General features: G+C 44.4%; 24 protein-coding genes. 13 read left to right on the top strand and 11 right to left on the bottom strand.

Going from position 1 to position 22,820, the window contains the following annotated elements; translation table 11 throughout:
- Positions 1–102: 102 nt before the first annotated feature.
- On the bottom strand, positions 103–1,425 hold the full coding sequence (locus tag ACMFL8_RS08005; RefSeq protein ID WP_189581759.1) for an MFS transporter: 1,323 nt from the start codon (positions 1,423–1,425) through the stop codon (positions 103–105).
- Between the two features lie 30 nt (positions 1,426–1,455).
- Positions 1,456–1,734, bottom strand: a complete 279-nt coding sequence (locus tag ACMFL8_RS08010; RefSeq protein WP_189581756.1) for a metal-sensing transcriptional repressor — start codon at positions 1,732–1,734, stop codon at positions 1,456–1,458.
- Between the two features lie 213 nt (positions 1,735–1,947).
- On the opposite strand from ACMFL8_RS08010, the gene ACMFL8_RS08015 reads away from it, so the two are divergent.
- Positions 1,948–2,688 (top strand): HupE/UreJ family protein, encoded by a 741-nt coding sequence (locus ACMFL8_RS08015; RefSeq protein ID WP_189581741.1) that lies wholly within the window; start codon positions 1,948–1,950, stop codon positions 2,686–2,688.
- 16 nt (positions 2,689–2,704) lie between these two features.
- Positions 2,705–3,343 carry a transmembrane anchor protein gene (locus tag ACMFL8_RS08020; RefSeq protein WP_189581738.1) on the top strand — a complete coding sequence of 213 codons (639 nt, stop codon included), beginning with the start codon at positions 2,705–2,707 and terminating at the stop codon, positions 3,341–3,343.
- 220 nt (positions 3,344–3,563) lie between these two features.
- Here the strand turns inward: ACMFL8_RS08020 and ACMFL8_RS08025 are convergent, their stop codons facing one another.
- Together ACMFL8_RS08025 and pdxA are read right to left on the bottom strand one after the other, a co-directional pair.
- Entirely contained in the window at positions 3,564–3,953 is a 390-nt protein-coding gene (locus ACMFL8_RS08025) for a DUF6122 family protein (protein ID WP_227669830.1), read from the bottom strand.
- A gap of 331 nt (positions 3,954–4,284) precedes the next feature.
- The gene (gene pdxA, locus ACMFL8_RS08030; protein WP_413190635.1) at positions 4,285–5,373 is read right to left on the bottom strand and encodes a 4-hydroxythreonine-4-phosphate dehydrogenase PdxA; all 1,089 of its coding nucleotides are present in this window, start codon (positions 5,371–5,373) and stop codon (positions 4,285–4,287) included.
- Positions 5,374–5,707: 334 nt separating this feature from the next.
- Between pdxA and dnaB the strand changes: the two genes are divergently transcribed.
- The 3 genes from dnaB (at position 5,708) to argF (ending at position 9,506) form a co-directional block, all read left to right on the top strand.
- Complete coding sequence (dnaB, locus tag ACMFL8_RS08035; protein ID WP_010198448.1) at positions 5,708–7,111, top strand: replicative DNA helicase; 1,404 nt, start codon at positions 5,708–5,710, stop codon at positions 7,109–7,111.
- 150 nt (positions 7,112–7,261) lie between these two features.
- The gene (gene alr, locus ACMFL8_RS08040) at positions 7,262–8,368 is read left to right on the top strand and encodes an alanine racemase (protein WP_413190636.1); all 1,107 of its coding nucleotides are present in this window, start codon (positions 7,262–7,264) and stop codon (positions 8,366–8,368) included.
- A 214-nt stretch (positions 8,369–8,582) separates the two neighbouring features.
- The gene (argF, locus tag ACMFL8_RS08045; protein WP_413190637.1) at positions 8,583–9,506 is read left to right on the top strand and encodes an ornithine carbamoyltransferase; all 924 of its coding nucleotides are present in this window, start codon (positions 8,583–8,585) and stop codon (positions 9,504–9,506) included.
- A 112-nt stretch (positions 9,507–9,618) separates the two neighbouring features.
- Here the strand turns inward: argF and rpiA are convergent, their stop codons facing one another.
- The 5 genes from rpiA to ACMFL8_RS08070 all read right to left on the bottom strand — a co-directional run bounded on the left by rpiA (position 9,619) and on the right by ACMFL8_RS08070 (position 13,497).
- Positions 9,619–10,278 carry a ribose-5-phosphate isomerase RpiA gene (gene rpiA / locus ACMFL8_RS08050; protein ID WP_413190638.1) on the bottom strand — a complete coding sequence of 220 codons (660 nt, stop codon included), beginning with the start codon at positions 10,276–10,278 and terminating at the stop codon, positions 9,619–9,621.
- A gap of 140 nt (positions 10,279–10,418) precedes the next feature.
- Entirely contained in the window at positions 10,419–11,729 is a 1,311-nt protein-coding gene (locus tag ACMFL8_RS08055) for an arsenic transporter (RefSeq protein ID WP_413190639.1), read from the bottom strand.
- A 175-nt stretch (positions 11,730–11,904) separates the two neighbouring features.
- Complete coding sequence (gene arsH, locus ACMFL8_RS08060) at positions 11,905–12,681, bottom strand: arsenical resistance protein ArsH (RefSeq protein ID WP_413190640.1); 777 nt, start codon at positions 12,679–12,681, stop codon at positions 11,905–11,907.
- On the bottom strand, positions 12,674–13,075 hold the full coding sequence (gene arsC / locus ACMFL8_RS08065; RefSeq protein ID WP_201593548.1) for an arsenate reductase (glutaredoxin): 402 nt from the start codon (positions 13,073–13,075) through the stop codon (positions 12,674–12,676). Before arsC ends, arsH begins: the two co-directional genes overlap by 8 nt.
- 53 nt (positions 13,076–13,128) lie before the next feature.
- Positions 13,129–13,497: an ArsR/SmtB family transcription factor gene (locus tag ACMFL8_RS08070; protein ID WP_201593547.1), complete on the bottom strand. Its 369-nt coding sequence runs from the start codon at positions 13,495–13,497 to the stop codon at positions 13,129–13,131.
- Positions 13,498–13,682: 185 nt separating this feature from the next.
- Between ACMFL8_RS08070 and ilvA the strand changes: the two genes are divergently transcribed.
- The 8 genes from ilvA to ACMFL8_RS08110 all read left to right on the top strand — a co-directional run bounded on the left by ilvA (position 13,683) and on the right by ACMFL8_RS08110 (position 20,739).
- Positions 13,683–15,236 (top strand): threonine ammonia-lyase, biosynthetic, encoded by a 1,554-nt coding sequence (gene ilvA / locus ACMFL8_RS08075; RefSeq protein ID WP_010198415.1) that lies wholly within the window; start codon positions 13,683–13,685, stop codon positions 15,234–15,236.
- A 166-nt stretch (positions 15,237–15,402) separates the two neighbouring features.
- Positions 15,403–15,786, top strand: a complete 384-nt coding sequence (locus ACMFL8_RS08080) for an excalibur calcium-binding domain-containing protein (protein ID WP_413190641.1) — start codon at positions 15,403–15,405, stop codon at positions 15,784–15,786.
- Between the two features lie 185 nt (positions 15,787–15,971).
- Positions 15,972–16,412: an RNA-binding S4 domain-containing protein gene (locus tag ACMFL8_RS08085; RefSeq protein WP_189581703.1), complete on the top strand. Its 441-nt coding sequence runs from the start codon at positions 15,972–15,974 to the stop codon at positions 16,410–16,412.
- Between the two features lie 326 nt (positions 16,413–16,738).
- Positions 16,739–17,236, top strand: coding sequence for a low molecular weight protein-tyrosine-phosphatase (locus ACMFL8_RS08090; protein ID WP_189581700.1), 498 nt, complete (start codon positions 16,739–16,741; stop codon positions 17,234–17,236).
- A gap of 93 nt (positions 17,237–17,329) precedes the next feature.
- The gene (murB, locus tag ACMFL8_RS08095) at positions 17,330–18,478 is read left to right on the top strand and encodes a UDP-N-acetylmuramate dehydrogenase (protein WP_413190642.1); all 1,149 of its coding nucleotides are present in this window, start codon (positions 17,330–17,332) and stop codon (positions 18,476–18,478) included.
- Between the two features lie 34 nt (positions 18,479–18,512).
- A complete protein-coding gene (locus ACMFL8_RS08100) occupies positions 18,513–19,241 on the top strand; it encodes a YdcF family protein (protein ID WP_413190643.1) in 729 nt (242 codons plus the stop codon).
- Positions 19,242–19,387: 146 nt separating this feature from the next.
- On the top strand, positions 19,388–19,684 hold the full coding sequence (gene ccoS / locus ACMFL8_RS08105) for a cbb3-type cytochrome oxidase assembly protein CcoS (protein ID WP_189581694.1): 297 nt from the start codon (positions 19,388–19,390) through the stop codon (positions 19,682–19,684).
- Between the two features lie 101 nt (positions 19,685–19,785).
- The gene (locus ACMFL8_RS08110; RefSeq protein ID WP_413190644.1) at positions 19,786–20,739 is read left to right on the top strand and encodes a sulfite exporter TauE/SafE family protein; all 954 of its coding nucleotides are present in this window, start codon (positions 19,786–19,788) and stop codon (positions 20,737–20,739) included.
- Between the two features lie 104 nt (positions 20,740–20,843).
- Here the strand turns inward: ACMFL8_RS08110 and ACMFL8_RS08115 are convergent, their stop codons facing one another.
- A complete protein-coding gene (locus ACMFL8_RS08115) occupies positions 20,844–21,998 on the bottom strand; it encodes a DEAD/DEAH box helicase (RefSeq protein ID WP_194618637.1) in 1,155 nt (384 codons plus the stop codon).
- A 259-nt stretch (positions 21,999–22,257) separates the two neighbouring features.
- Positions 22,258–22,473 (bottom strand): cold-shock protein, encoded by a 216-nt coding sequence (locus tag ACMFL8_RS08120; protein ID WP_010198374.1) that lies wholly within the window; start codon positions 22,471–22,473, stop codon positions 22,258–22,260.
- Positions 22,474–22,820: the final 347 nt, after the last annotated feature.

The following is a 22,820-nucleotide window of genomic DNA, read 5'->3' on the forward strand; positions in this document are numbered from 1 at the left end:
AGGCTATTTATATCAGTAGTCAAAGTCATTTATAGTAGCTCAGTGTACATAGCAGTGTACTTTTTATTATAAAATAGCGAACCCCCATGTACAGGATCTATATCAAGAACCAGAGCTTGGCCAACGCGGATGATAGTCATCAACTATGAAAGGATGGGTATGGCGTAAGCCGTTAGGTGTAGGAGATCCTGTAGCATGAACATGACCTTCTGGTAGATTGGCATGTTCGTGCTCAATCTCTTTTAAATCAATAGACGGCCATACTCTAAAAGCCGCCCATACCGCTAGTGCAGCAGCACCGCCTAATACCGCAAAAGCTACGGTCATACTGTAGCGCGCACCTAACCAACCCGCTAATGGATAGAACACTAACCAACTGACGTGAGACAAAGCAAACTGAGCAGCAAACAATGCAGGACGATCTTCCTGATGTGAGGATCGCCATAGCAAGCGTCCAGCAGGTGTCAGAGCAGCAGAATAACCCAAACCTAGCACGAACCATAAGGCCATAAGCGAGTTTTGTCCCATCATCAAGGTACCAGCGAACATACCCACCACAAGCAACCCTACACCGCTTAACATGACGCTGCGATCTGTCAGCTTACCCAATAAACTTGGCAAAGCCAGTGCCGCAATCATAGAACCTGCGCCAAAGCTCGCCAATGCTAATGCGACTGCACTCTGAGTGAGTCCCATACCACCTTGGATAATCACCACGGTATTTACAAAGACCATAGACGCAGCGGCAGAAACGGCAACATTAACAGCGAGTAATCCGCGCAGTCGAGGGGTCGCTAAATAGATACGAATGCCGCGCGTGGTTCTATCATAAATGCTACGGCGCGCGGGCATTGCATGCGCTGGTAGCGTGACCGATACGACCAATATGGCAGACGCTAAAAATCCCAGTACTGTTCCCGTAAATAGATTGTGAAAGCTCATTACTGTCAGCAATGCTGCCGCTAACATGGGACTGACTAGACTTTCCATATCGTAAGCAAGGCGTGAGAGCGACAAAGCTTTGGTGTAATCCGCTTCATTAGGCAGAACATCAGGAATAGTGGCCTGAAAAGTAGGCGTGAAAGCTGCTGAGGCGGCTTGCAATACAAAGATCAACACATAAACCTCCCAGATTTGGGAAACAAATGGTAAAAGCAGGGCGACACCGGCTCGTATCACATCTAGTGTCACTAGCAGCGTGCGTTTAGGCAACCGTTCGGCAAAGGCCGCTGCAATGGGTGCCACGCCAACATAGGCAATCATTTTGATGGCCAATGCCGTTCCCATGACGACCCCAGCATTATTGCCTGCCAAATCAAATGCCAAAAGGCCTAGCGCCACCGTAGCTAGACCAGTACCAATCAGGGCAATCACTTGCGCGGCAAATAAATGGCGATAAGTTCGGTTTGCAAAGATACTAAGCATGGAGTGTCTCTTTAGATCAGTCGGTTGATCTTATAAGTAACGAGTTATTTCCTTGAACTCCTCTATAGAGTCCTGCTGATCTTTGTCAACAGCCCCTAATAAGTCTTCAAGGCAATGATCTAAATGGTCTTGAATTAACACTTTTTTAGCTTGATGAATGGCATTTTCTACCGCTTGCAGTTGCTGCGCTATATCAAGACAGGTTCGACCCTCAACCAACATCTCTATCGTGCTGCTTAAATGACCATTCGCTTTTTTGAGGCGTGTGATTACGGCTGGATGAGATGCGTGTACGTGTGGTTTTTTCATAATGACAGTGTCCTTTCTCTAGAGAGCGCCATTATACCTCACAAGACTTGAGATTTTATGGTTGACATTATCCCCCCCTAGGGGATAGTATCTTACTCCTTAAGTATTCGATTTGCATTTAAAATTTTCATAATTTTAGAGTTTTTTCTAAAAAGCACATATTTCTAAAAAGCACATACACGTATTCATCACTCTTACACTATAGGATTCTTAATGTATAGCCATGTCTACAATAGGCTTCCAAGATCGCCATGGGCGACTTGGCAGACCCGTCTGTTAGTACTCTCAATACTGCTTATTTGTCTTGTTACTGGTAGCAATGAAGCGCTTGCTCATGCGGTAACCGCAGGGGATAAAGGGTATATTCAGGAGATTTCAGGAGTCAATATTCTGCCCTTCATGTACTTAGGCGCTAAGCACATGATTACGGGATATGACCATATCCTGTTTCTCTTCGGGGTCATCTTCTTTCTTTACCGTATGAAGCATATTGGTGTCTATGTGAGCCTATTTGCATTAGGTCACTCCGCCACGATGATTTTAGGCGTGTACTTCAACATCGGTATGAATAGTTACCTGATCGATGCGATTATTGGTCTCTCTGTCGTTTACAAAGCGTTAGACAATATTGGTGCCTTCCAGAGATGGTTTGGGTTTCAGCCAAATACTAAAATAGCGGTGCTTGTCTTTGGTCTTTTCCACGGCTTTGGGTTATCTACTAAGCTCCTTGAATATGAGATGTCGCCTGACGGTCTACTCCCTAACTTACTCGCCTTTAACGTCGGTGTGGAGATTGGGCAGCTACTGGCTCTAGCCATCATATTAATTGGCATGAGCTATTGGCGTCGTACGCTAAGTTTCATCCGTAACGCCTATACCGCCAACGTGGCTATGATGAGCGCAGGATTTATTTTAGTGGGCATGCAGCTCACTGGCTATTTAATGTCTTCTTAATTCAAGGGTTTTTAATATGTATAACAGTGATACTCCTTTACAAGCTGAACTTCCCACTTCAAAGCAGCTCGTCAAATCTACTATTTTAGCTGGCATCGCAGCAGTCGTTCTCTTATTTACGGTGGTTCTTCCCGCTGAGTATGGTATTGATCCAACTGGGATTGGTAGTGTTCTTCAATTGACAGAAATGGGACAAGTTAAGCAGCAATTGGCAGATGAAGCTGCCGCCGATGCAGCGGGTTTACTAGCAACTGACACAATGACGTCTGAAACACCAAATATAGATGGTGTGACTGAGCAAGCAATGAGTGCCACACCCGCTGATACTGCCATCGCAAGTGGTGAATGGCGCGATGAAACTCCCTTTACCTTGACGCCAGGGGAAGGAATAGAGATTAAAATGAAAATGGATTCAGGTGCCAAGACTGAATACTCTTGGGTCGTGACAGGCGGTGAGGTCAACTTTGATACTCATGGCGATGCATTAGGCAAGGCTATTAGTTATGAGAAAGGTCGCGGCGTTGCCGCTGATGAAGGGGTTTTAGAAGCCGCATTTACAGGCAATCACGGCTGGTTTTGGCGCAATCGTGGCGATTCAGATGTTGAAGTTATTCTGCGTACCCGTGGCGATTACAGCAGTATTAAAACGATGTGAAAACAGTAGTGGTTAGTGCGATCTTACTGTTGCCTACTTAGAAACTGAATTGTTTTATCAAATGTGTAGCAACACTCTAAATAAATTCTAGTGGTAGAACACATTAGGTCTGCTGCTAGGTTTATTTAAAATTGGATAGCAAGGGCATAGATGCTGCTACTAGAAGTTATGAGAGAGTTGATTGGTAGGATAAATACTAGACGATATTCTTATAGCTGCATCAAGTGCTTGTAGCTCTGACTAACCATTCCACCAACTCACGAGCAGGAGCGTCATTCAAACACTGTGGGCAATTCAGATAGGTCATTACGCAGTCGTTCAAATCAGTGAGAATATGCAGTAATAATCCCAAACCAATTATTTTATACGGCTTAGGTAAAAACAACATAGCTGCATATACTGCCATCGCATAATAAGTATGGAGTGGATGAAAGTTAATACTGCATCGATTGGGCGAGAAAATAGGTGTGGCTAGTAGGTGATCTAGATCCACTAGCATAGTTGCTAACAAGATCAAATATACGCGTTTATAGTCATTACGAAAAAATGTATAGGCGATAATCAACGGCATACCGAAATGTAGAAAATAATGGATAACGGTTTGAATCATCGTTTTTTCCAGCTCAAGATAGTTTGCAGTGGCACATCAATCTCAGATAAAACATAAGGCATTTTTCGCCTTCCGAATGCATATGAAATATATTCATCATACACTCACTTCCTCTTTATCGTACCTGTCCAGAAAACAGCTAGTCCTGTTAGGGTATACCCCAAGGGAACCAGTCATTTCACCCTTTAAACCTATTAACAGACCACTTAAAATAGACCGCTATAATGGAACCACTTATATTAGAGTGTTTTTGATGATGCATAGACAGATAGGCATTGCTGGCACTAAAGTGACCCAATACTGCGTGACAATTCTCGCTAAGGCACCAGTTTTATACAAGAGGTCTATTAATAAGCGATTTATCCGCCATCTCATTTGCCATCAATAATGCTTGGTATAAGCTAGTGGCACTTGCACCTCCACGTCCCGCTAAATCAAGCGCCGTACCATGATCGACCGAGGTACGAATGTAAGGCAATCCCAAAGTTAGGTTGACCGTATCACCAAAGCCATGCGATTTTAGCACCGGCAACCCTTGGTCATGATACATAGCAATCACTGCATCACAGTTTGCTAAATGTCTAGGCGTAAACAAAGTATCTGCTGGCATCGCCGTTGATATATTGACGCCTGCATCAATAAACGCTTGTAATACCGGATTGATAATCTCAATTTCCTCGATGCCCAAATGCCCACCCTCGCCTGCATGAGGATTAAGACCACAAACCAAAATGCGTGGCTGCATTAAGCCAAACTTCTCTCGCATATCATCGATGACGATTTGTACTGTTTGGCGGACATTGTCAGCAGTGATGGCGGCAGGAATATCTTTTAGTGCCAGATGCGTGGTGACGAGCGCCACTTTCATGGCTTGATTAGCAAGCATCATGACGACTTTATCACAGCCACTTTGCTGCATAAAAAACTCGGTATGACCGCTAAACATCGTGCCATCGAGCAATTTTATACCAGCATCTATCAAGGCAGATTTTTGCAATGGTCCTGTGACGATAGCAGCAACTGCTTTTTTGGTTGCCAACTGATGGGCAACTGCTAATTGCGTGGCAACCATCGCTGAATTACTGATATTAATTTGTCCATGAACGACTGGCACAGCACAAGGCGTATTCAGCAGAATAAAAGCACTATCGCTGTTCAAAGTTTGCTGTGATAATTGACTTAAAAAATCATCAGTTTCTATATTTGCATCCATCGTTTGCCAAGCTGGACAGCTTTCGAGTACGCCTGCCATTACAAGTGTATCTGCGCGCTTTTGCATAGCGGTGCTATCTGCCGTAACCCAAATGGGACGTTCAAAATCTTGCAACTTACCTTCAGCCGCTAATAGCAGTACGACGTCCATACCAATGCCAGCAGGCTCACCTGTGGTAATAAGCAGCGGCAGTCTTTTATTCGTCATAACAATGACCTTATTTTAAATTAAGTAATTGATTTTATTGTATTTATAATTAAACCTACCATCTTCTGTATCTGGACGTTATATTCTATTTCACAGTCTAGGAATTTCTATAACTACGCATTTAGTTATTTATCTCGTCTAAAAAAAGCACATAATGTGTTAAACTTTCGCCTCTGATTGTAGCATTTACAAGCAAGCGCAAGACCGCCTTTTACTACTTTTTGCGTTTTAGAACTTCTTATATTCTGGTATTTTTACCATAGAGTATGCCTGACTTGTTTTGCTACATGACCAACCCACATTCTTATACCGATTTTTAACTCATTAGGCACTCATGGCAGATACTGAAAAAACCGACGACTTACTCAATCAAACCCCGCCGCACAATATCGATATTGAAAAGGCTTTGCTTGCGTCTTTGATGAGTATCGAAGAGGCGTACGATAAAATTGCGGATATCGTCACAAAAGATGACTTCTACGCTGGACGACATCAATATATTTTTGATGCCATTGCCCATTTAGCAGCCGTCAATGAACCTTATGATACGGTCATGGTACACGACTGGCTAGAAGCGCAGAAGTTACTCAAAGGTGCAGGTGGTGACAGTTACTTAGCAGATATTCTGAGCCAAAGTCCCGCCACTTTATTTAACCTCACCGCTTACGCTCAGCGTGTACGTGAGCTATCTACTCTACGCCAACTGATCACTACTGGCAATGAGATGCTAGCGCTTGCCTATAATCCTAAAAGCCAGAGTGTTAGTGATATTTTGGACAGTGTCGAGGGCAAGATATTTAGTATCAATGAGCAGCACAACAAACGTGCCGAACAACGTGGCCCTGTGGGCATCACCTCCGTGCTGACCAATGTCATCGATAAAATTCAAGAGCTTAAATCTAATCCCGACGGCATGATTGGGTTGCAGACGCCATTCGCTGAATTGAACAATAAAACGCAGGGGCTGCAAGCAGGCGATTTAATCATTGTTGCCGCCCGTCCTTCTATGGGTAAAACCACCTTTGCCATGAACTTGGCAGAAGGGATTTTGTTTAACGAAGATTTACCGGTTGTGGTGTTTTCGATGGAGATGCCCGCAGAGTCTATCGTCATGCGCTTGCTGTCGTCGTGGGGCGCGATTAATCAGACACACTTGCGTTCTGGTCAAATGAATGAAGACGAATGGGCAAAAATGATGAATGCCATTCAACATCTGCAATCAAAGCACCTTTATATCGATGATAGTACTGCCCTGCCGCCGTCTGAGATGCGTTCGCGCTGCCGTCGTATCGCCAAAAACCATGATGGCAAGCTTGGTGCTATCGTGGTCGATTACCTACAATTGATGAAAGTACCCAATCTCGATGGCAACCGTGTGGGCGAGATTTCTGAGATTTCTCGTAGTTTAAAAGCACTGGCACGTGAGCTTGAATGTCCCGTCATTGCGTTATCGCAGCTTAACCGCAGTCTAGAGAACCGCCCTAACAAACGTCCTATCATGTCGGATTTGCGTGAATCGGGTGCGATTGAGCAGGATGCCGATTTGATTATGTTTATCTATCGTGATGAGGTCTATAATGAAAACTCAGACCACAAAGGTGTGGCTGAAATTATCATCGGTAAACAACGTAACGGCCCTATTGGTACGCTACGGTTAGGCTTTGAAGGTCAATTTACCCGCTTTATTAACTTAACGCCCGAGTACTATCAAAACGCCAGCTTTGAGAATGATGAATAACCAATCTTATAAAGTTTAAGTTTGATAAAGACGTAGAGGTTTGATCATCAATTAACAAATAATTTTTTAGAAAATAGCCAGTGCTGCATTAGCCAATTGATGCCGTACTGGCTTTATAACTTCATAATTCTACTCATAAAGAAGGCGATTATGCGCACCATTACTATAAAACCAAAAGCCATTACCCATAACCTCAATCAAGTAAAACAACGAGCACCGCAGTCTAAAGTGTTGGCTATGGTCAAATCAAACGCTTACGGACACGGCGTTGCGGCAGTCTTGCCAGCATTACAGCAAGCAGATGGCATCGGTGTCGCCACCTTAACTGAAGCGCTAGAAGCCAGAAAATTAGGGTGGGATAAAACCATAGGATTGGTAGAAGGTGCGTTTACCGCCGATGAGTGGCAGATGGCCATTGAGCAAGATATAAGCTGCGTGATTCACCACGGGCCACAATTGGAATGGGCGCTACAAAACATTCCTCCAGCCAATAGTGCGACTAGAGTGGTTTGGCTTAAATACAATACGGGTATGAACCGCTTGGGCTTTAATGCCGAGGGCGTGCTGTTGGCGGCTAAGCGTCTGCATGAAGCGGGATATCAGCTGATACTAACCACGCATTTTGCCAATGCTGATGACCGTGACCACCCATTAAATGCGATGCAAATTCAGCGTTTCTCAGACGTATTATCGACTTTACAAAGTACTATTAGCCCAGATATCAAAGGCTCATTGTGCAATTCTGCTGGTATCGTTAATTTTCCAGAGCACCATTATGATTGGGTACGTCCAGGCATCATCTTATATGGTAGCTCACCTGTTACTGACCAAAGCGCACAGGAATTAAACTTGCAAGCAGCGATGGATTTTAGTGCTCAAATCATTGCGCTACAGACTGTCAGTGCCAATGATGCTATCGGTTATGGTAGTCGCTGGCAAGCCAAGCAAGACACTAGAACGGCATTAGTGAGTGTAGGCTATGGAGATGGCTATCCGCGTGTGATCACAGGCGACGCTTATGTCACTGTCATTGATGCTAGCAGCAATCGAAGCTACCGTTGCCCTGTAATTGGGCGTGTGGCAATGGATATGATAGTCGTTGATATCAGTAGCGCACCCGAGAGTCTAGCCATAGATAGCAAAGTAATGCTTTGGGGCGATGTGCCGCGCGTCGATGAAGTCGCAGGGCATGCGGGCACGATTAGCTACGAGCTACTGTGTCGCCTCAGCATACGTCCAAACCGTGTACTGGCGTAGTCATCGAAACCTATCAGGATTTGATAGCTGACTACTCTGTTTGACGTATTTAGTGAGCCATTTACTCTTGATAAAATTGCCCGTTTACATTGAAAGTAAATACGCTATACTAAAAGTTTGTTGTCAACCCAGTATACGCACTGAACACGCACTGACGCGATGCTATTGAACACTGATGACGTTTCACTGACTGCGATCGACTGCTAGGATTACTATGAGTTTGCGCCATTTTTTAACCTTATCTGATTTAACCAAACAAGAACTAGAAAACCTAATCAAACGTGCAAGCGAGCTGCGTAAGATGCAACACGCAGGCGAGATATACCAGCCTTTTGTTGGTCGTACGCTTGGCATGATATTTGAAAAGTCATCGACTCGTACCCGTATCTCGTTTGAGACGGGCATGGGTCAATTTGGTGGCAATGCCATATTTTTATCACCGAACGACACACAGCTCGGTCGCGGTGAGCCGTTAGAAGATTCAGCACGTGTTATCTCTAGCATGGTTGATATCATCATGATTCGTACCTTTGGACACGAAAAAGTTGAGACGTTTGCTGAATACTCAAGTGTTCCTATTATCAATGCGTTGACCGATGATTATCATCCCTGCCAATTACTGGCAGATATGCAGACCTACTATGAGCATCGCGGCAGTATCGAAAACAAAATCGTGACATGGGTTGGTGATGGCAACAATATGTGCTCATCATTTATGCAAGCTGCCAATCAGTTTGGCTTTGAGTTACGTGTCGCAGCACCTTATGGGTTTGAGCCTGATCCAAAACTCATGGAGCGCTTCTCACATTGCGTCAGTCTAGTAGAAAACGTGCAAGATGCGGCAAAAGACGCCAATTTAATCGTCACCGACGTGTGGGCAAGTATGGGGCAAGAGTCAGAGCAAAACACGCGCGCGCGTCGTTTCGCGCCTTATCAAGTAACACCTTCTCTATTGGACAAAGCTGATCCTGAAGTGGTGTTTATGCACTGCTTGCCAGCCCATCGCGGCGAAGAGATTTCCCATGATATGCTAAATGATCCCCGCTCTGTCGTTTGGGACGAAGCCGAAAACCGCTTACATGCCCAAAAAGCATTGATGGAATTTTTGCTAAAAGATAAGATTAAGTTGCCTGCATAACCTACTTTATAAAAAGAGAGCAGTATAACGCATTAACAAACTCCCAAATAAAAAAGCCGTCCAAATATGGAGGGCTTTTTTATTTGTATCAGTAACAGTGGTTTGAAGTAGATTAACGCGTGAGCGTCATAACCCCATTACTACCCGCTTTTAACAACACATCGGCTTGGTTGGCGGCAAAGATACCATTACAGACCACACCAACGATATTATTCAGCTCTTTCTCAAGCGCTATTGGATTGCTCACATCTAAGTCATACGTATCTAAAATCACATTGCCATAATCGGTGACAAAATCATCACGGTAAACAGGATCGCCGCCCAGACGAGCTAGCTGCCGCGCCACATACGAGCGTGCTTGTGGTAATACTTCGATCGGTACTGGGAACGCGCGGCCTAGTATTTCGACACTCTTACTCTCATCAACCATACATATAAATTTATTAGATGCCGCCGCGACGATTTTTTCACGCGTGAGTGCCCCGCCGCCACCTTTGATCAATTGCAAGTGTTCATTGACTTCATCAGCACCATCAATATAAACATCTAGCGTACCAGCAAAGTTCAAATCGACTATTTCAATGCCAAGCGCACGAAGCTTATCTTCAGTCACTTGTGAGCTAGCAACCGCGCCAGCAAGCTTTAACTGCGGCAAGAGCTCAATCAAACAGTTGACCGTACTGCCTGTGCCTACCCCAAGTATCATACCGTCTTCGATATAGCTTAGCGCTGCTTTGGCGGCGGCTTGCTTCTGTGCTTGCTGATCACTCATCATAAATCCTTGGTAAAATAAACGTATCGTTTCAAAAAAGTAAATGGCAAAAGAGGTAAAATGCGCGGCTATTATAACCGATGACTTTAATGGATGTCAGCGTATAGCCCGTTCTGATAGCAAGATATCACGTCAATCTTTTACAATCGAGATAAATGTGGCAACCAAAATACCAAGGCTAGCAGCGTGGCTAATAATACTGGCGGTGTAATAATTAGCCCGATCTTCATATACTGCCCCCAGCTGATTTTATAGTCTTTCTCTGCCAATACATGCAGCCACAATAAGGTTGCCAGACTTCCAATAGGCGTAAATTTTGGACCCAAGTCATTGCCAATCACATTGGCATAAATCATCAACTCACGAGTAGAGGCAGGTACTTGCGCGCTATCAATCGCTAATGCGCCTACGAGAGTAGATGGCATATTGTTCATGACTGAAGCCACAATGGCGGAAAGAAACCCAGTCCCTAATGTTGCTATCAGATTACCTTGCTGCCCTAACCAAGTTAAAACGTGAGCACCGTAAGCGGTTAACCCTGCATTACCCAAACCATAAACCACCAAGTACATACCGATTGAAAACAATACGATTTGCCAAGGCGCTTTACGTACAATGTTAGACACAGAAATAACGGCACCTCGACCACCTTGCCACCAGCGACCTGCGATAGCCATTAGTAGTAGCGCGGCGACTCCGGTGACGAGTGAAATAGGCAATCCCAAGGACTCCGTTGCAAAATAAGCAACCAGTAATAATGCCAATAGCGGAAAAGCCGCTCTAAAAACTAACGGATCTTCGATAGCAGACATTGGCGCGCTAAGATTGACAATGGCATAGTGTTTTGGGATTTGACGAGCATATACCACCCATAGCACTGCTAATGTCGCGATGACAGAGACGATGTTTACCGGCACCATGACCGCCGCATAACGTCCAAAGCCAATATCAAAATAATTGGCGCTGACGATATTGACCAAATTAGACGTAATTAAAGGCAGGCTGGCAGTATCAGCAATAAAGCCAGTCGCGATGATAAAAGCCAAAGCGGATGGCGGTGAGAACTTAAGACGTAGCAGAATAGCAATGACAATCGGAGTCAGTAGCAATGCCGCCCCGTCATTGGCAAAAAAAGCTGAAATAAACGCGCCCAATATCACAATCATGGGAAACAACAACCGCCCTTGCCCCTTACCAAGTCGGGCTACATGTAGAGCCGCCCAACCAAAAAATCCTGCTTTATCTAAGATAAGCGAGATAATAATAAGCGCCACAAAGGTAAAAGTCGCATCCCAAACGATGTCCCATACCACACCGACATCGGATAACTGCACCACGCCGAAAGCCAAGGCGACCAAGGCACCGCCCATCGCGCTCCAACCAATGCCCAATCCTTTAGGCTGCCATATCACCAAAACCAAAGTCACGATAAAAATAATGAGTGCGAGCATGGAGCAACCTTATTTACAGCGTATTAATTGTATAGTCAGTGAAAAGCAATATCGATACATCATGCACTGCTGACATCAATTTTTTGTAGCCTCTGTCTGCGCAGGCACAGCAAGCAAGAAAAATTAATATCAGCAGTGCCGTAGCGTTTTTAGGGTGTTGTGACTATATAAGAGATTAGATCGATTTTTGATTGACACGTTGCGACACTGCTTCAGCGTTTTCAACCCGTTCTGAATAGCGATCAGTCAGATAGGCTGAACGCCCACGAGTGAGCCAAGTGAACTTCACCAACTCTTCGCAGACATCCACAAGACGCAGATATAAGGGCGACTTATCCATACGATTATCGTCGTTAAATTCTAAAAAGGCTTTAGGAATAGATGATTGATTGGGGATAGTAATCATCCGCATCCAACGCCCAAGAATACGCAATTGATTGACTGTATTAAAGCTTTGGCTGCCACCGCTGACTTGCATCACGGCTAAGGTCTTACCTTGGGTCGGACGTACGCCACCCAGTGACAATGGAATCCAATCGATTTGTGCTTTCATAATACTAGTAATGCTGCCATGACGCTCTGGACTGACCCACAGCATGCCTTCTGACCACTGCGCCAGCTCGCGTAATTCTTGTACTTTAGGGTGATTGCTATCAGCATCATCAGGCAACGGCAAACCCGATGGATTAAAAATCCGCACCTCGCAGCCATACCAACGCAGTAGACGGCTAGCCTCTTCAGCCGCCAGTCTAGAGAAAGAGCGCTCACGTAATGAACCGTATAGCACCAGTATCTTGGGTGGGTGTCGTGGGTCGTTTGTACTAACTAATGACTCAATATCAATAGGTTGTATATTGAGTGAATCAATATTGGGCAAGTCACTTAGATTATATAAGTCACTTAGATTAGACAAGTCATCTACGTCAGGTTGCCCTGTATTAACCTTAACCATGATGTAGAACCTCTCCATCTTCTTTAGTAAAGCTACTGACTGGATTTTCTAATAATTCAAACACTCGCTCGGATGGTCGGCATAGCGCTGCGCCCTTACTGGTGAGCACAATAGGACGGTTGATTAAAATAGGATGCGCAATCATGGCATCGATAATCTGATCATCAGATAGCTCAGGATTATCTAATCCCAACTCATCATTAATGGCTTCCTTACTTCGTAATAACTCTCTTGGGGAGATGTTCATCTTTGCCAACAGCTCTACTAAGTATTCACGAGCTGGTGGAGTTTTTAGGTATTCCACGACTTCTGGATGCTCACCAGATGCCTTCATGATGGCTAACGTATTACGAGAAGTACCGCATTTTGGATTGTGAAAAATTAAGGATGTCATAGCAATTTCACCTATTTTATCAATGTAATTTATTAAGTGGGTTTGGCTTGGTATTAGTTTAAATGACTGTCTTTATTGTCAGATATATCGCTTTCACATCCGTTTAAACTGCTCATAAGTGATGCGCATAATTCTGGATGTCCTGCACAACAATCTTGCAATAGGAACTGCACAACAGCTTCCATATGCGACAGCGAGGCGCGATAGATTATCTGCCGGCTGTGCCGCTGAGAGACCACCCACCCCGCTCGTGCCAGCACCGATAGGTGCGCTGACATGGTGTTATGGGGCACTGACAATTGACGGGCTATTTCACCCGCAGGCAGACCTTCAGGCTCTTGACTAACAAGCAACCTAAAAGCCTTAAGACGAGTATCTTGAGAGAGCGCAGCAAAGCTTGCGATAGCATTGGTTATTTCCATATGTCCAATAATATAGACATATGGAAATAATTCAATGTTTTTTAATAAAATATTTATAGACAACCAACCTCATCTTTCATCAAACTTTTAAATCATGCAAAAACTGCAATTGTGTCTTGCAAGATAGTTAAAATCAGCATAGGCTAATCTATTTCGTTTTTATATTCACTTTTTTAGGAATCATTATGCTGTCACACTGGGTACGAGCCATCTTGCAAGCCACCGTTTATGACGTTGCTATTCAAACGCCACTAGAAGCGGCACCCAAGCTGACCCAACGTTTTGCTAATGATATTCGTTTTAAACGCGAAGATTTACAACCGGTCAAATCCTTTAAATTGCGCGGTGCTTATAACCGCATCAGCCAATTGAGCGATGAGCAAAAAGCGCGCGGTGTCATTTGTGCTTCAGCGGGCAACCATGCACAAGGGGTTGCCTACTCTGCGCGCAAATTATCGCTTAACAACATCATTGTCATGCCGACCACCACACCCGATATCAAAGTGGATGCGGTGAGAGCACTTGGCGGGAATGTCGACTTACATGGTGATAGCTTTGACCAAGCCAACCGCTATGCGATTGATCGTGCTGAGCGTGAGGGCCTAACCTTTATTCCACCTTACGATGATGAGCTGGTCATCGCCGGACAAGGCACCATTGGACTTGAGCTGACCCAACAGTGGCGTAATATGGATTACGTCTTCGTCGCGGTTGGCGGTGGGGGTCTCATCTCAGGTGTCGCCGCATTCTTAGGAGAAGTGGCGCCGCATGTCAAAGTCATCGCCGTAGAAGCGGAACAATCAGCCTGCTTAAAAGCCGCACTCGAAGCGAATGAACGCGTGAAACTTGAGCAAGTAGGACTCTTCGTCGATGGTGTGGCCGTTGCCCAAATTGGCGAGTTGCCTTTTGAGGTAGTACGTACTCAAAAAAGCGATAACTCAGGTCCTGTGGTCGAACCTGAGGTCGTTACTTGTAGTAATGATGAAGTCTGTGCTGCCGTCAAAGACATTTTTGAAGAAAACCGTAGCATCGTTGAACCCGCCGGTGCACTGTCTGTTGCTGGCATGAAAAAATACATTGAAGCTCATAATCTACAAGGTAAAAACTGCGTCGGTATCATTTGCGGCGCCAATATGAATTTTGATCGCTTGCGTTATATCGCTGAGCGTACTGAAATTGGTGAGAAAAAAGAAGCCATTTTTGCCGTAACGATTCCTGAGCAAACTGGGGCGTTCTTAAACTTTTGCCGTAGCCTACATGGACGTAATATCACTGAGTTTAACTACCGTGCCGATAGCAAAAAATCCCCAGACTCGATGGAACCTGCGGCGATATTCGTCGGTATCGCCCTAAAAGAAGGGGATAAAGAACGCAAAACCATCAGCAATCAGTTGGCAGACGATGGTTATACCGCGCATGACCTAACCGATGATGATATTGCCAAATCACATATCCGTCATTTGATTGGTGGTCACGCACATGTCGAAAATGAGCAACTGTTAAAGATTGCCTTTCCTGAACGTCCTGGGGCGTTGCTTACTTTCTTAGAAAAGCTGGGCGATGATTTTAATATTACCTTGTTCCATTACCGCAATCATGGTGCTGCTGAAGGTCGTGTGTTGGTTGGTCTGCAAGCCTCTGAAAGTAATTCACGTTTATTACAAGACGCCCTACTTGATATCGGCTATGACTGTACGACTATTACCGACAATATCGGCTATCAACTGTTTTTGAAATAAACAGAATAGCGATAAGCCATTCTCTAGCATGGCCGTTTTTTAATGGATTAAAAAATGGCCATTAATGCATTCGTAGAGGTTGTTCGTTTGTAGAAATCATTAACTTGTAGTGATTATAATGTAGCGGTTATCAAACAAAGTAGCGGTTATAAACAGGTACTGAGCGATGATTAAGAAAATATTAATAACCGTTATATTGCTCGTTTTAGCACTTGTGGGTTATAGGATGCTTCAACCTAAAGACGCCATGAACACTCCTACCCCTGAAGTTATGGCCGACCGTTCTGCTAATGGTGCTTTCACATCTACTGCCTTCGATGATATACCACCAACCTATGTCGATTTAGAGGCAACTTCATCATCAGTTTCAGGGGTAAATCCAGTATTAGCGTCACAAACAACCGTGGCAAGCTTTTCGTGTGACGGTAGAAAACATTGTTCCCAGATGACATCCTGTGCAGAAGCAACTTACTTCTCCAACCACTGTCCCAACACAAAAATGGATGGCAACCATGATGGCATACCCTGTGAGAAACAATGGTGTAAATGATTTTATACACAGCATAAATTGAGAGACTGCTATGCATGTTCCATCAATGGCTAAGTCGAAGCTTCCATGCTCAGCACTATTGGCGATGAAAATCTACTTTTACATATTTTAATAGCTTTCTGCTCTTTCAATTGGCAAAAAAAGCACCATTATTATCTTACTTTATTGATATCTATGAGGTTTTGATGAGTAAACACAATAAAAACCACAATCAACCCAGCCATAGCCAACCTGATGCTGTGCGTATGCGTCTTGATAAATGGTTATGGTCAGCGCGTTTTTATCGCACCCGTACCCTTGCCAAAGAAGCCATCGAGAGCGGACGGGTACATTATGCAGGTAGTCGTGTAAAGACCAGCAAAGAGATTGCCGTTGGAGATGAATTGAGTATTCGCCAAGGCTCAGCCACTGCAATGACTGAAAAAACCGTCATTGTCGAATCGCTAACAGCGCAACGTGGTAATGCAATTGCCGCGCAAGTATTGTATTCAGAGACTGAAGAGAGCGAAGAGCGCCGTGCTTATTATGCTGAGCAGCGCAAACTTGCCAACCTTGCCCGCCCTGATAACAAACCCAATAAGAAAGAGCGCCGCGATATACAACGCTTTAAGAACAAACAAGACTAACAGCTATAGTCAAATCCACTATAAAAGTGTGACAGCGTTAACCCCGCTTGAAGTATGACCTATACCTCTACACTCGGTTGCCTTGTACCACTTTCAAATTAAATTGACTATACTAACGTTAATAAATCAATCTATCTCTAAAAGCTGAGCTGCTTTTAGAGATAATCACTTGCGTGACCCTATTGTTTAGCTTCTACCCTTGCCATTCAAGGTATTAAGCGTTACGCTGATTACTTATTTATCTACTAGATAGCATGCTCATAAACCGCATCATCAATGCCGGTTTTTTATGGCATGTTTTTTTTGTTGTAAGAAAAGGTCATATTATGCTGATGAAAACTTGTACCCCATCGTCCGTATTATTGGTTTGTTTAGGGAATATTTGCCGGTCACCAACTGCTGAGGAAGTTTTTCGTCAGCAAGCGGCGATTGCAGGCTTATCGATCAAGGTAGATTCAGCAGGCACTGGCGACTGGCATATTGGCCATGCGCCAGATGAGCGTGCACAGCGCCATGCAAAAGCATACGGTTACAAAATCAACAAACTGGTTGCCCGCCAAGTAAGTGCTGATGACTTTCGTAATTTTGAGTTAATACTGGCAATGGACACGCAAAATTTAGCCGACCTACAAGCCATTAAAGACAGTCTATCGGATACAGATGACAATTTAGCAAAGTTGGCGTTATTCAGTGAAGAAGACCCTACTTATGGCGGCGATGACGTGCCAGACCCTTATAAAGGCGATAGCGATGCCTTTGAAGAAGTGATTGAACGGATTGAGTCAAGCGCACAGGCTTGGATCGAAAGTTGGAAGACTTGCTAGCGATACCGTCCATATTTATGCTACTTTTATAGACTGTATCCTTTATAATAAACACCGCATCATTTTTTGTTTATTTGCCCCATAGGCTATGTTATGACCTCAGCTGTGCATCTTAAATCCCGCGACCAACACCCTGTATCAACTGAGTTACCGATTGACTTATTCAGTGCTCAGGCGGTCGATTTGTCGCATGGTAATACTATGGCGTTGGCCTGTGTCGCTGACGCTGTCGTGACCTTGACAGACGAGGCGCAGCTAGACGTTTTTATGACAAGCTATGTCAATAATTCTGGGCATAAGCCATCGTTATTCGTCTTATCTGGCGGTAGCAACGTGTTATTGCCCGCGCAGTTAACGGCGACGGTATTACAGCCACAGATGCGTGGTATTCATCTGACTACTCAAACTGACGATTATGTTGATATTGAAGTGATGGCGGGTGAGAACTGGCATGATTTAGTGGTTCATACCGTTGAGCAAGGCTGGTATGGATTAGAAAATCTGGCACTGATACCTGGTCTAACGGGCGCTGCACCAGTACAAAACATCGGCGCTTACGGTGTCCAACTAGAGGACTGTTTACAATACGTCCGAGCTTATCATTTGCCAACTCAAACGTGGCATCGTCTATCGCTAACAGACTGCCAATTTGGCTATCGCGATAGTATTTTTAAGCGCACGCTCAATACATGGTTGATCAGCCGCGTTGGCTTTAGATTGCATACCGATGCCAGTAGAATCCTAGCTAATTATGGCGATGTGTACACAGTGGCGCAGCGCTATGCTGAACAGCAACATCGTGAGCAACCCACTCCCGCCGACGTCATGCAAGCGATCATCGATATTCGTCAGCAAAAACTCCCTGATCCTAAGCAGCTGCCTAATTGTGGCAGTTTTTTTCAGAATCCTATTATTCCTCAAGCACAGTTTACTGCCCTACAACAGACTTATCCTGCTATCGTTGGCTACCCTATGCCCGAGGCAATGGTAAAGGTTGCCGCCGGTTGGTTGATTGAACAGGCTGGTTTAAAAGGTGGCGGTATCGCCCCTATTGTCACCCATCAGCAGCAGGCACTGGTGCTGACCAATCACACCCCTTATCAAGCAACCCAAGATGATGTCGCGACAGCTCAGCACTATATCGCTGCTACCGTATATGAAAAATTTGCCATTCAGTTATCGCGTGAGCCTGTTTGGATAAATGTAGACGGCTCCATTGGGTATGATGAGCATGTGGTCTAAGCGGCTATTATCTAAGCGATTATGGCGATACTATTTGCGATCAGCCGAACGTATGGTGAAGCTGTTTCGCATCATTAACGTCACCTTTTTGCTCGGCTCAACCTCTGTCATTTTAGTGCTCATTAGCCTATTCACTCCGCTATTTTCGCAAGCGGTCATTTATGTATTTATGCTTTTGCCATTGCCCAGCATGCCATCGGTCGCAAATAGTTCTCCACCTACCGCTTATGTGGTGCTGGGTGGTGGTCTAACCAATGATCACAATAACCAAATTATCCTCAATAACTACAGTCTCAATCGTGCTCGTACCGCTGCCACTGCTTATCATGATTTACCCTTGCCTATTGTTCTCAGTGGTGCCGAAGCACCTTGGCTCGGTCAATGGCTCATCGAGCATGGCATCGATGGTCTGATAAGCGAAAACGCCAGTATGAATACGTGCGAAAATGCCCGCTTTACGGCTAAGCGCATTCCGCTACATCATGTTTATCTCATTACTGATGGCTACCATATGGCACGTGCCCGCAGACAATTTGCTCTAAATGGTATCAATAGCACGCCCATCGAGGCACCATTACCCGTCAGGCGTGATTGGATGAAACCAGCACAAAACCTGAGTCACTCACGGCGTGCCGTTTACGAAATCGCGGCCTACTTGCGAGATGTGATACGTCCGCAGATAGACTGTCGCCATGCGAATGACGTGACGTCCGAACAGCTATTGACACCCAGAGGTAATGCCGCAAAAACGCCTGTGCAATAACGTCAATAATTGGTTCATGCCATGGTTGGTTTCCGTGACTTATATTTTCCAATGATTCGCTACATCACTTTTACCTCTACAAGTCATCCATTACACTGATGACAAGTGTATTATAATGTCAGAAACTGCTATTCAAGAGGTTTGCCATGCTCAGTATATTTTTGTTAATTCCACTAAGTTTAATGCTGTTTGTGGTCGCCATCTGGGCAGTGCGTTATGCGGTCAAATCAAACCAATTTGAAGACTTAGACAATGCTTCACAACGCATTATATTAGATGATCGTCAAGAACGTCGACAAACCATGCAAGCTCATGAGCCGTCAGCACCAAGTACGCAAATTGACAGTACCATCCCAGTGGATGATGCTGTCAATGACCAATCAGCTCATACTGATATCACGGCGATTGCGCCTGCTGATATTGATAGCACACCCAAAACATAGCTTTAAAAACATTTTGCCTTTGCACGCCTTGCTGTTCATTTTTTTCAGTGACCAACTATAAAAGTAGGCTCACCTTTCGCCATTTTTAGGAGAAGTACCCCATGACCACAGCTTTACTCGTTGCGGCATTACTAATGGGATTTTTTGGTTCACCGCATTGTTTAGGTATGTGCGGCGGTTTGGTGACAGCTTTTGGTCTGTCTATGAAAGACGTTAGCCCCGCCAAACGCCGCGCTCTTGTGGCCACCTATCATTTAGGGCGTCTTAGCAGCTACGCGCTATTGGGTTTGGTCGCAGGTCTGATTGGTACGACCGTACTAGAGCCATTGATGCGAGGCAATAATATGCCGCGTATCTTATTAGGCCTCGTGCTGGTTTTTGTTGGTGTGACCATGCTTGGCGCGCCATTTTTGACCAAACTTGAGCGCTATGGTATGCGTTTTTGGCAGTATCTCAGTCCACTGCGTCAAAAAGTGTTTCCTTTAAACACCTTTCCACGAGCATTAGCCGCCGGTCTGTTGTGGGGGTTTTTGCCTTGCGGTTTGGTTTACGGCGCTCTACTGATTGCAGTGGTTGCCCATGACCCATTAAGCGGTGCAGCATTGATGTTCGTCTTTGGTCTGGGTACAGTACCAATGCTGGTTGCGACACACGAAACCGTTGGCTGGCTACGCGACAAAATTGGACGCTTTCGTCTACGCCAGATGAATGGCGCACTGATGGTAGTGTCAGGTATGGCCGTCATTGTCGTGCCCTTAGTCATGGCAAATATGCATGGTGGGCATGATATGTCCAATATGCATGGCGATCATATGCAGATGAATGATTCACAAATGATGGACATGCCCATGGATGGATCGATGAATCATGGCAGCCATTCTGCGACGACGACTGATGCAGATACCAATGCCCATCATGATATGAGTCAAATGAATCATGACATGACACCCGCTATGGATGACACCATGAATCATAGCATGCACGATATGGACAGTATGACCAGCGAAACAGATATGCAAAATCATCATGAAGCGATGATAGAATCTGCTGAATAAAGAATCAAAAGTCATGATCAAAAAAAGCCCTTAACATCAATCATGACGTTAAGGGCTTTTTTCATTCATACAAAGCTAGCAAGATAAAACCTAAGTTAGACCAATTACTCCTGCCATTGCTCAAGCGTAAACTTGGTATCTAAGTGCTTCTCTAACGCAGGCAAGTTAAAAGCATCATCTTCGCTAACGAAGCTAATACTGATACCAGTCTGTCCAGCACGGCCCGTACGACCAATGCGGTGTACGTAGTCATCTGGCTGATCAGGTAAGGTATAATTGACCACGTGGCTAATATCATCCACATGAATACCACGCCCTGCGACATCGGTGGCAACCAAGATAGAAGCATGACCATCTTTAAAACGCTGCAAGTATTTTTCGCGTTTTTGCTGAATGACATCGCCTGACAACATCACGATTTTGTGTCCTTGACGCAACTTGTGATAGAGACGCTTCACTTGGTCTTTGCGATTAGCAAAGACAATGACTTTATCGACAGCGGCATCACTGATAATACGCTGCAAAGCTTCTAATTTTTGATCTTCTGTTAATAGATAAAAGTGTTGATCGACCAATTCACTGGTTTTATGCTCAGGCTCAATTTCAACAAATTGCGGCTCATGTAACCAACGATACGCCAAGTTCATCACATCTTGATTGAAAGTGGCAGAGAATAATAAACTTTGGCGATCGGTGTTAGAAGGCATCCGACCGACCAAGCGCTTGATATCTGGAATAAAACCCATATCCAGCATGCGATCTGCTTCGTCTAATACCAGCACTTCTACTCGATCCAAATAGACCATGCCTTTATTGGCCAGATCAATCAGACGACCAGGTGTCGCCACCAAAATATCAACATATTGACGGTCAAGCTCGTGCTGCTGGGTTTCATAATTTGTGCCACCCATAATACAAACACTGTGTAGCGAAGTATATTTGGTCAGAGCAATACAATCGTCAAATATCTGCTGTGCAAGCTCACGGGTCGGTGCCATGATCACTGCACGTGGCTCACCTAAATAGCGCTCTTCATCATTGGTAAAAGGACGCTTGAGTAATGCTTCCATAATAGTTAACAAAAACGTTGCCGTCTTACCAGTACCAGTTTGTGCCTGTCCGATAGCATCTTGATTTGCCAAGGTGTGCGGTAATATCTGCGCTTGAATAGGGGTCAATTCAGTAAAACCTAAATCACTTACCGCGCGTAAGGTCGGTGCAGAGAGTGGTAAATCAGTAAACGTTGTGAAGTTACTCAAAAAATCATCCTTTTATATGAATTGCTTGTATTTTTCAATCAGTGACAAGCTTATGCTAAGCCTTAGCCTCGCTGTATATCGCTACCAATAACGATAAAAATCATGCATTGGTAAGCATAAAAAAGCCAAACCCGATGCCTACCCTCACCCATAATGATGAATTAAAATCAACATAGGTAAGATAAGACGGGCTTGACTCAGTAGTATATCAGTAGTTTATCCAGACATTGCAACTAAACTGCGCTAATGACTGTCTCGACTACTCTTCTGTTTTTCTGACTTCTTCAGCTTGAAGGCCTTTATCACCTTCGACAACGCTGAATTCAACTTTTTCGCCATCTTTTAGAGAGCGATAACCATCACCTTGGATCGCACGAAAATGGACAAAAATATCTTCTCCGCTATCACGTTGAATGAAACCAAAGCCTTTTGAGTCATTAAACCACTTTACGATACCTTGCTCACGAGCTGACATAATTTACTTCCTAAAAAAGTCGCTTAGCCCCAAATTCCTTTGCAACATTGCATATAAACGGGGTCTAAGATTGTGAAATCAGAATTAAACCTTACTACGTTAAACACTATCGTCTGAATATATACTTAGCTGAACCCTGTAGATTGCAGTGTTTCGCCATTACCTTTTACTAATACCAAAATAGCTTTTATATTCACTATAACTTACGTTAGACAGCTTATATAAAGCTCGTGTTGATGATATTAGAGCAATAGTAACAAACTCGCAATATAGTTTGCTTAAAAAATATCATAGCACGGGTTTTTAGCAACATAAAGACTTTTAACATGGTTTTTAAAACTTAGGTT

The sequence above is a fragment of the Psychrobacter sp. AT9 genome, from assembly GCF_047272965.1.
Classification (GTDB): domain Bacteria; phylum Pseudomonadota; class Gammaproteobacteria; order Pseudomonadales; family Moraxellaceae; genus Psychrobacter; species Psychrobacter glaciei.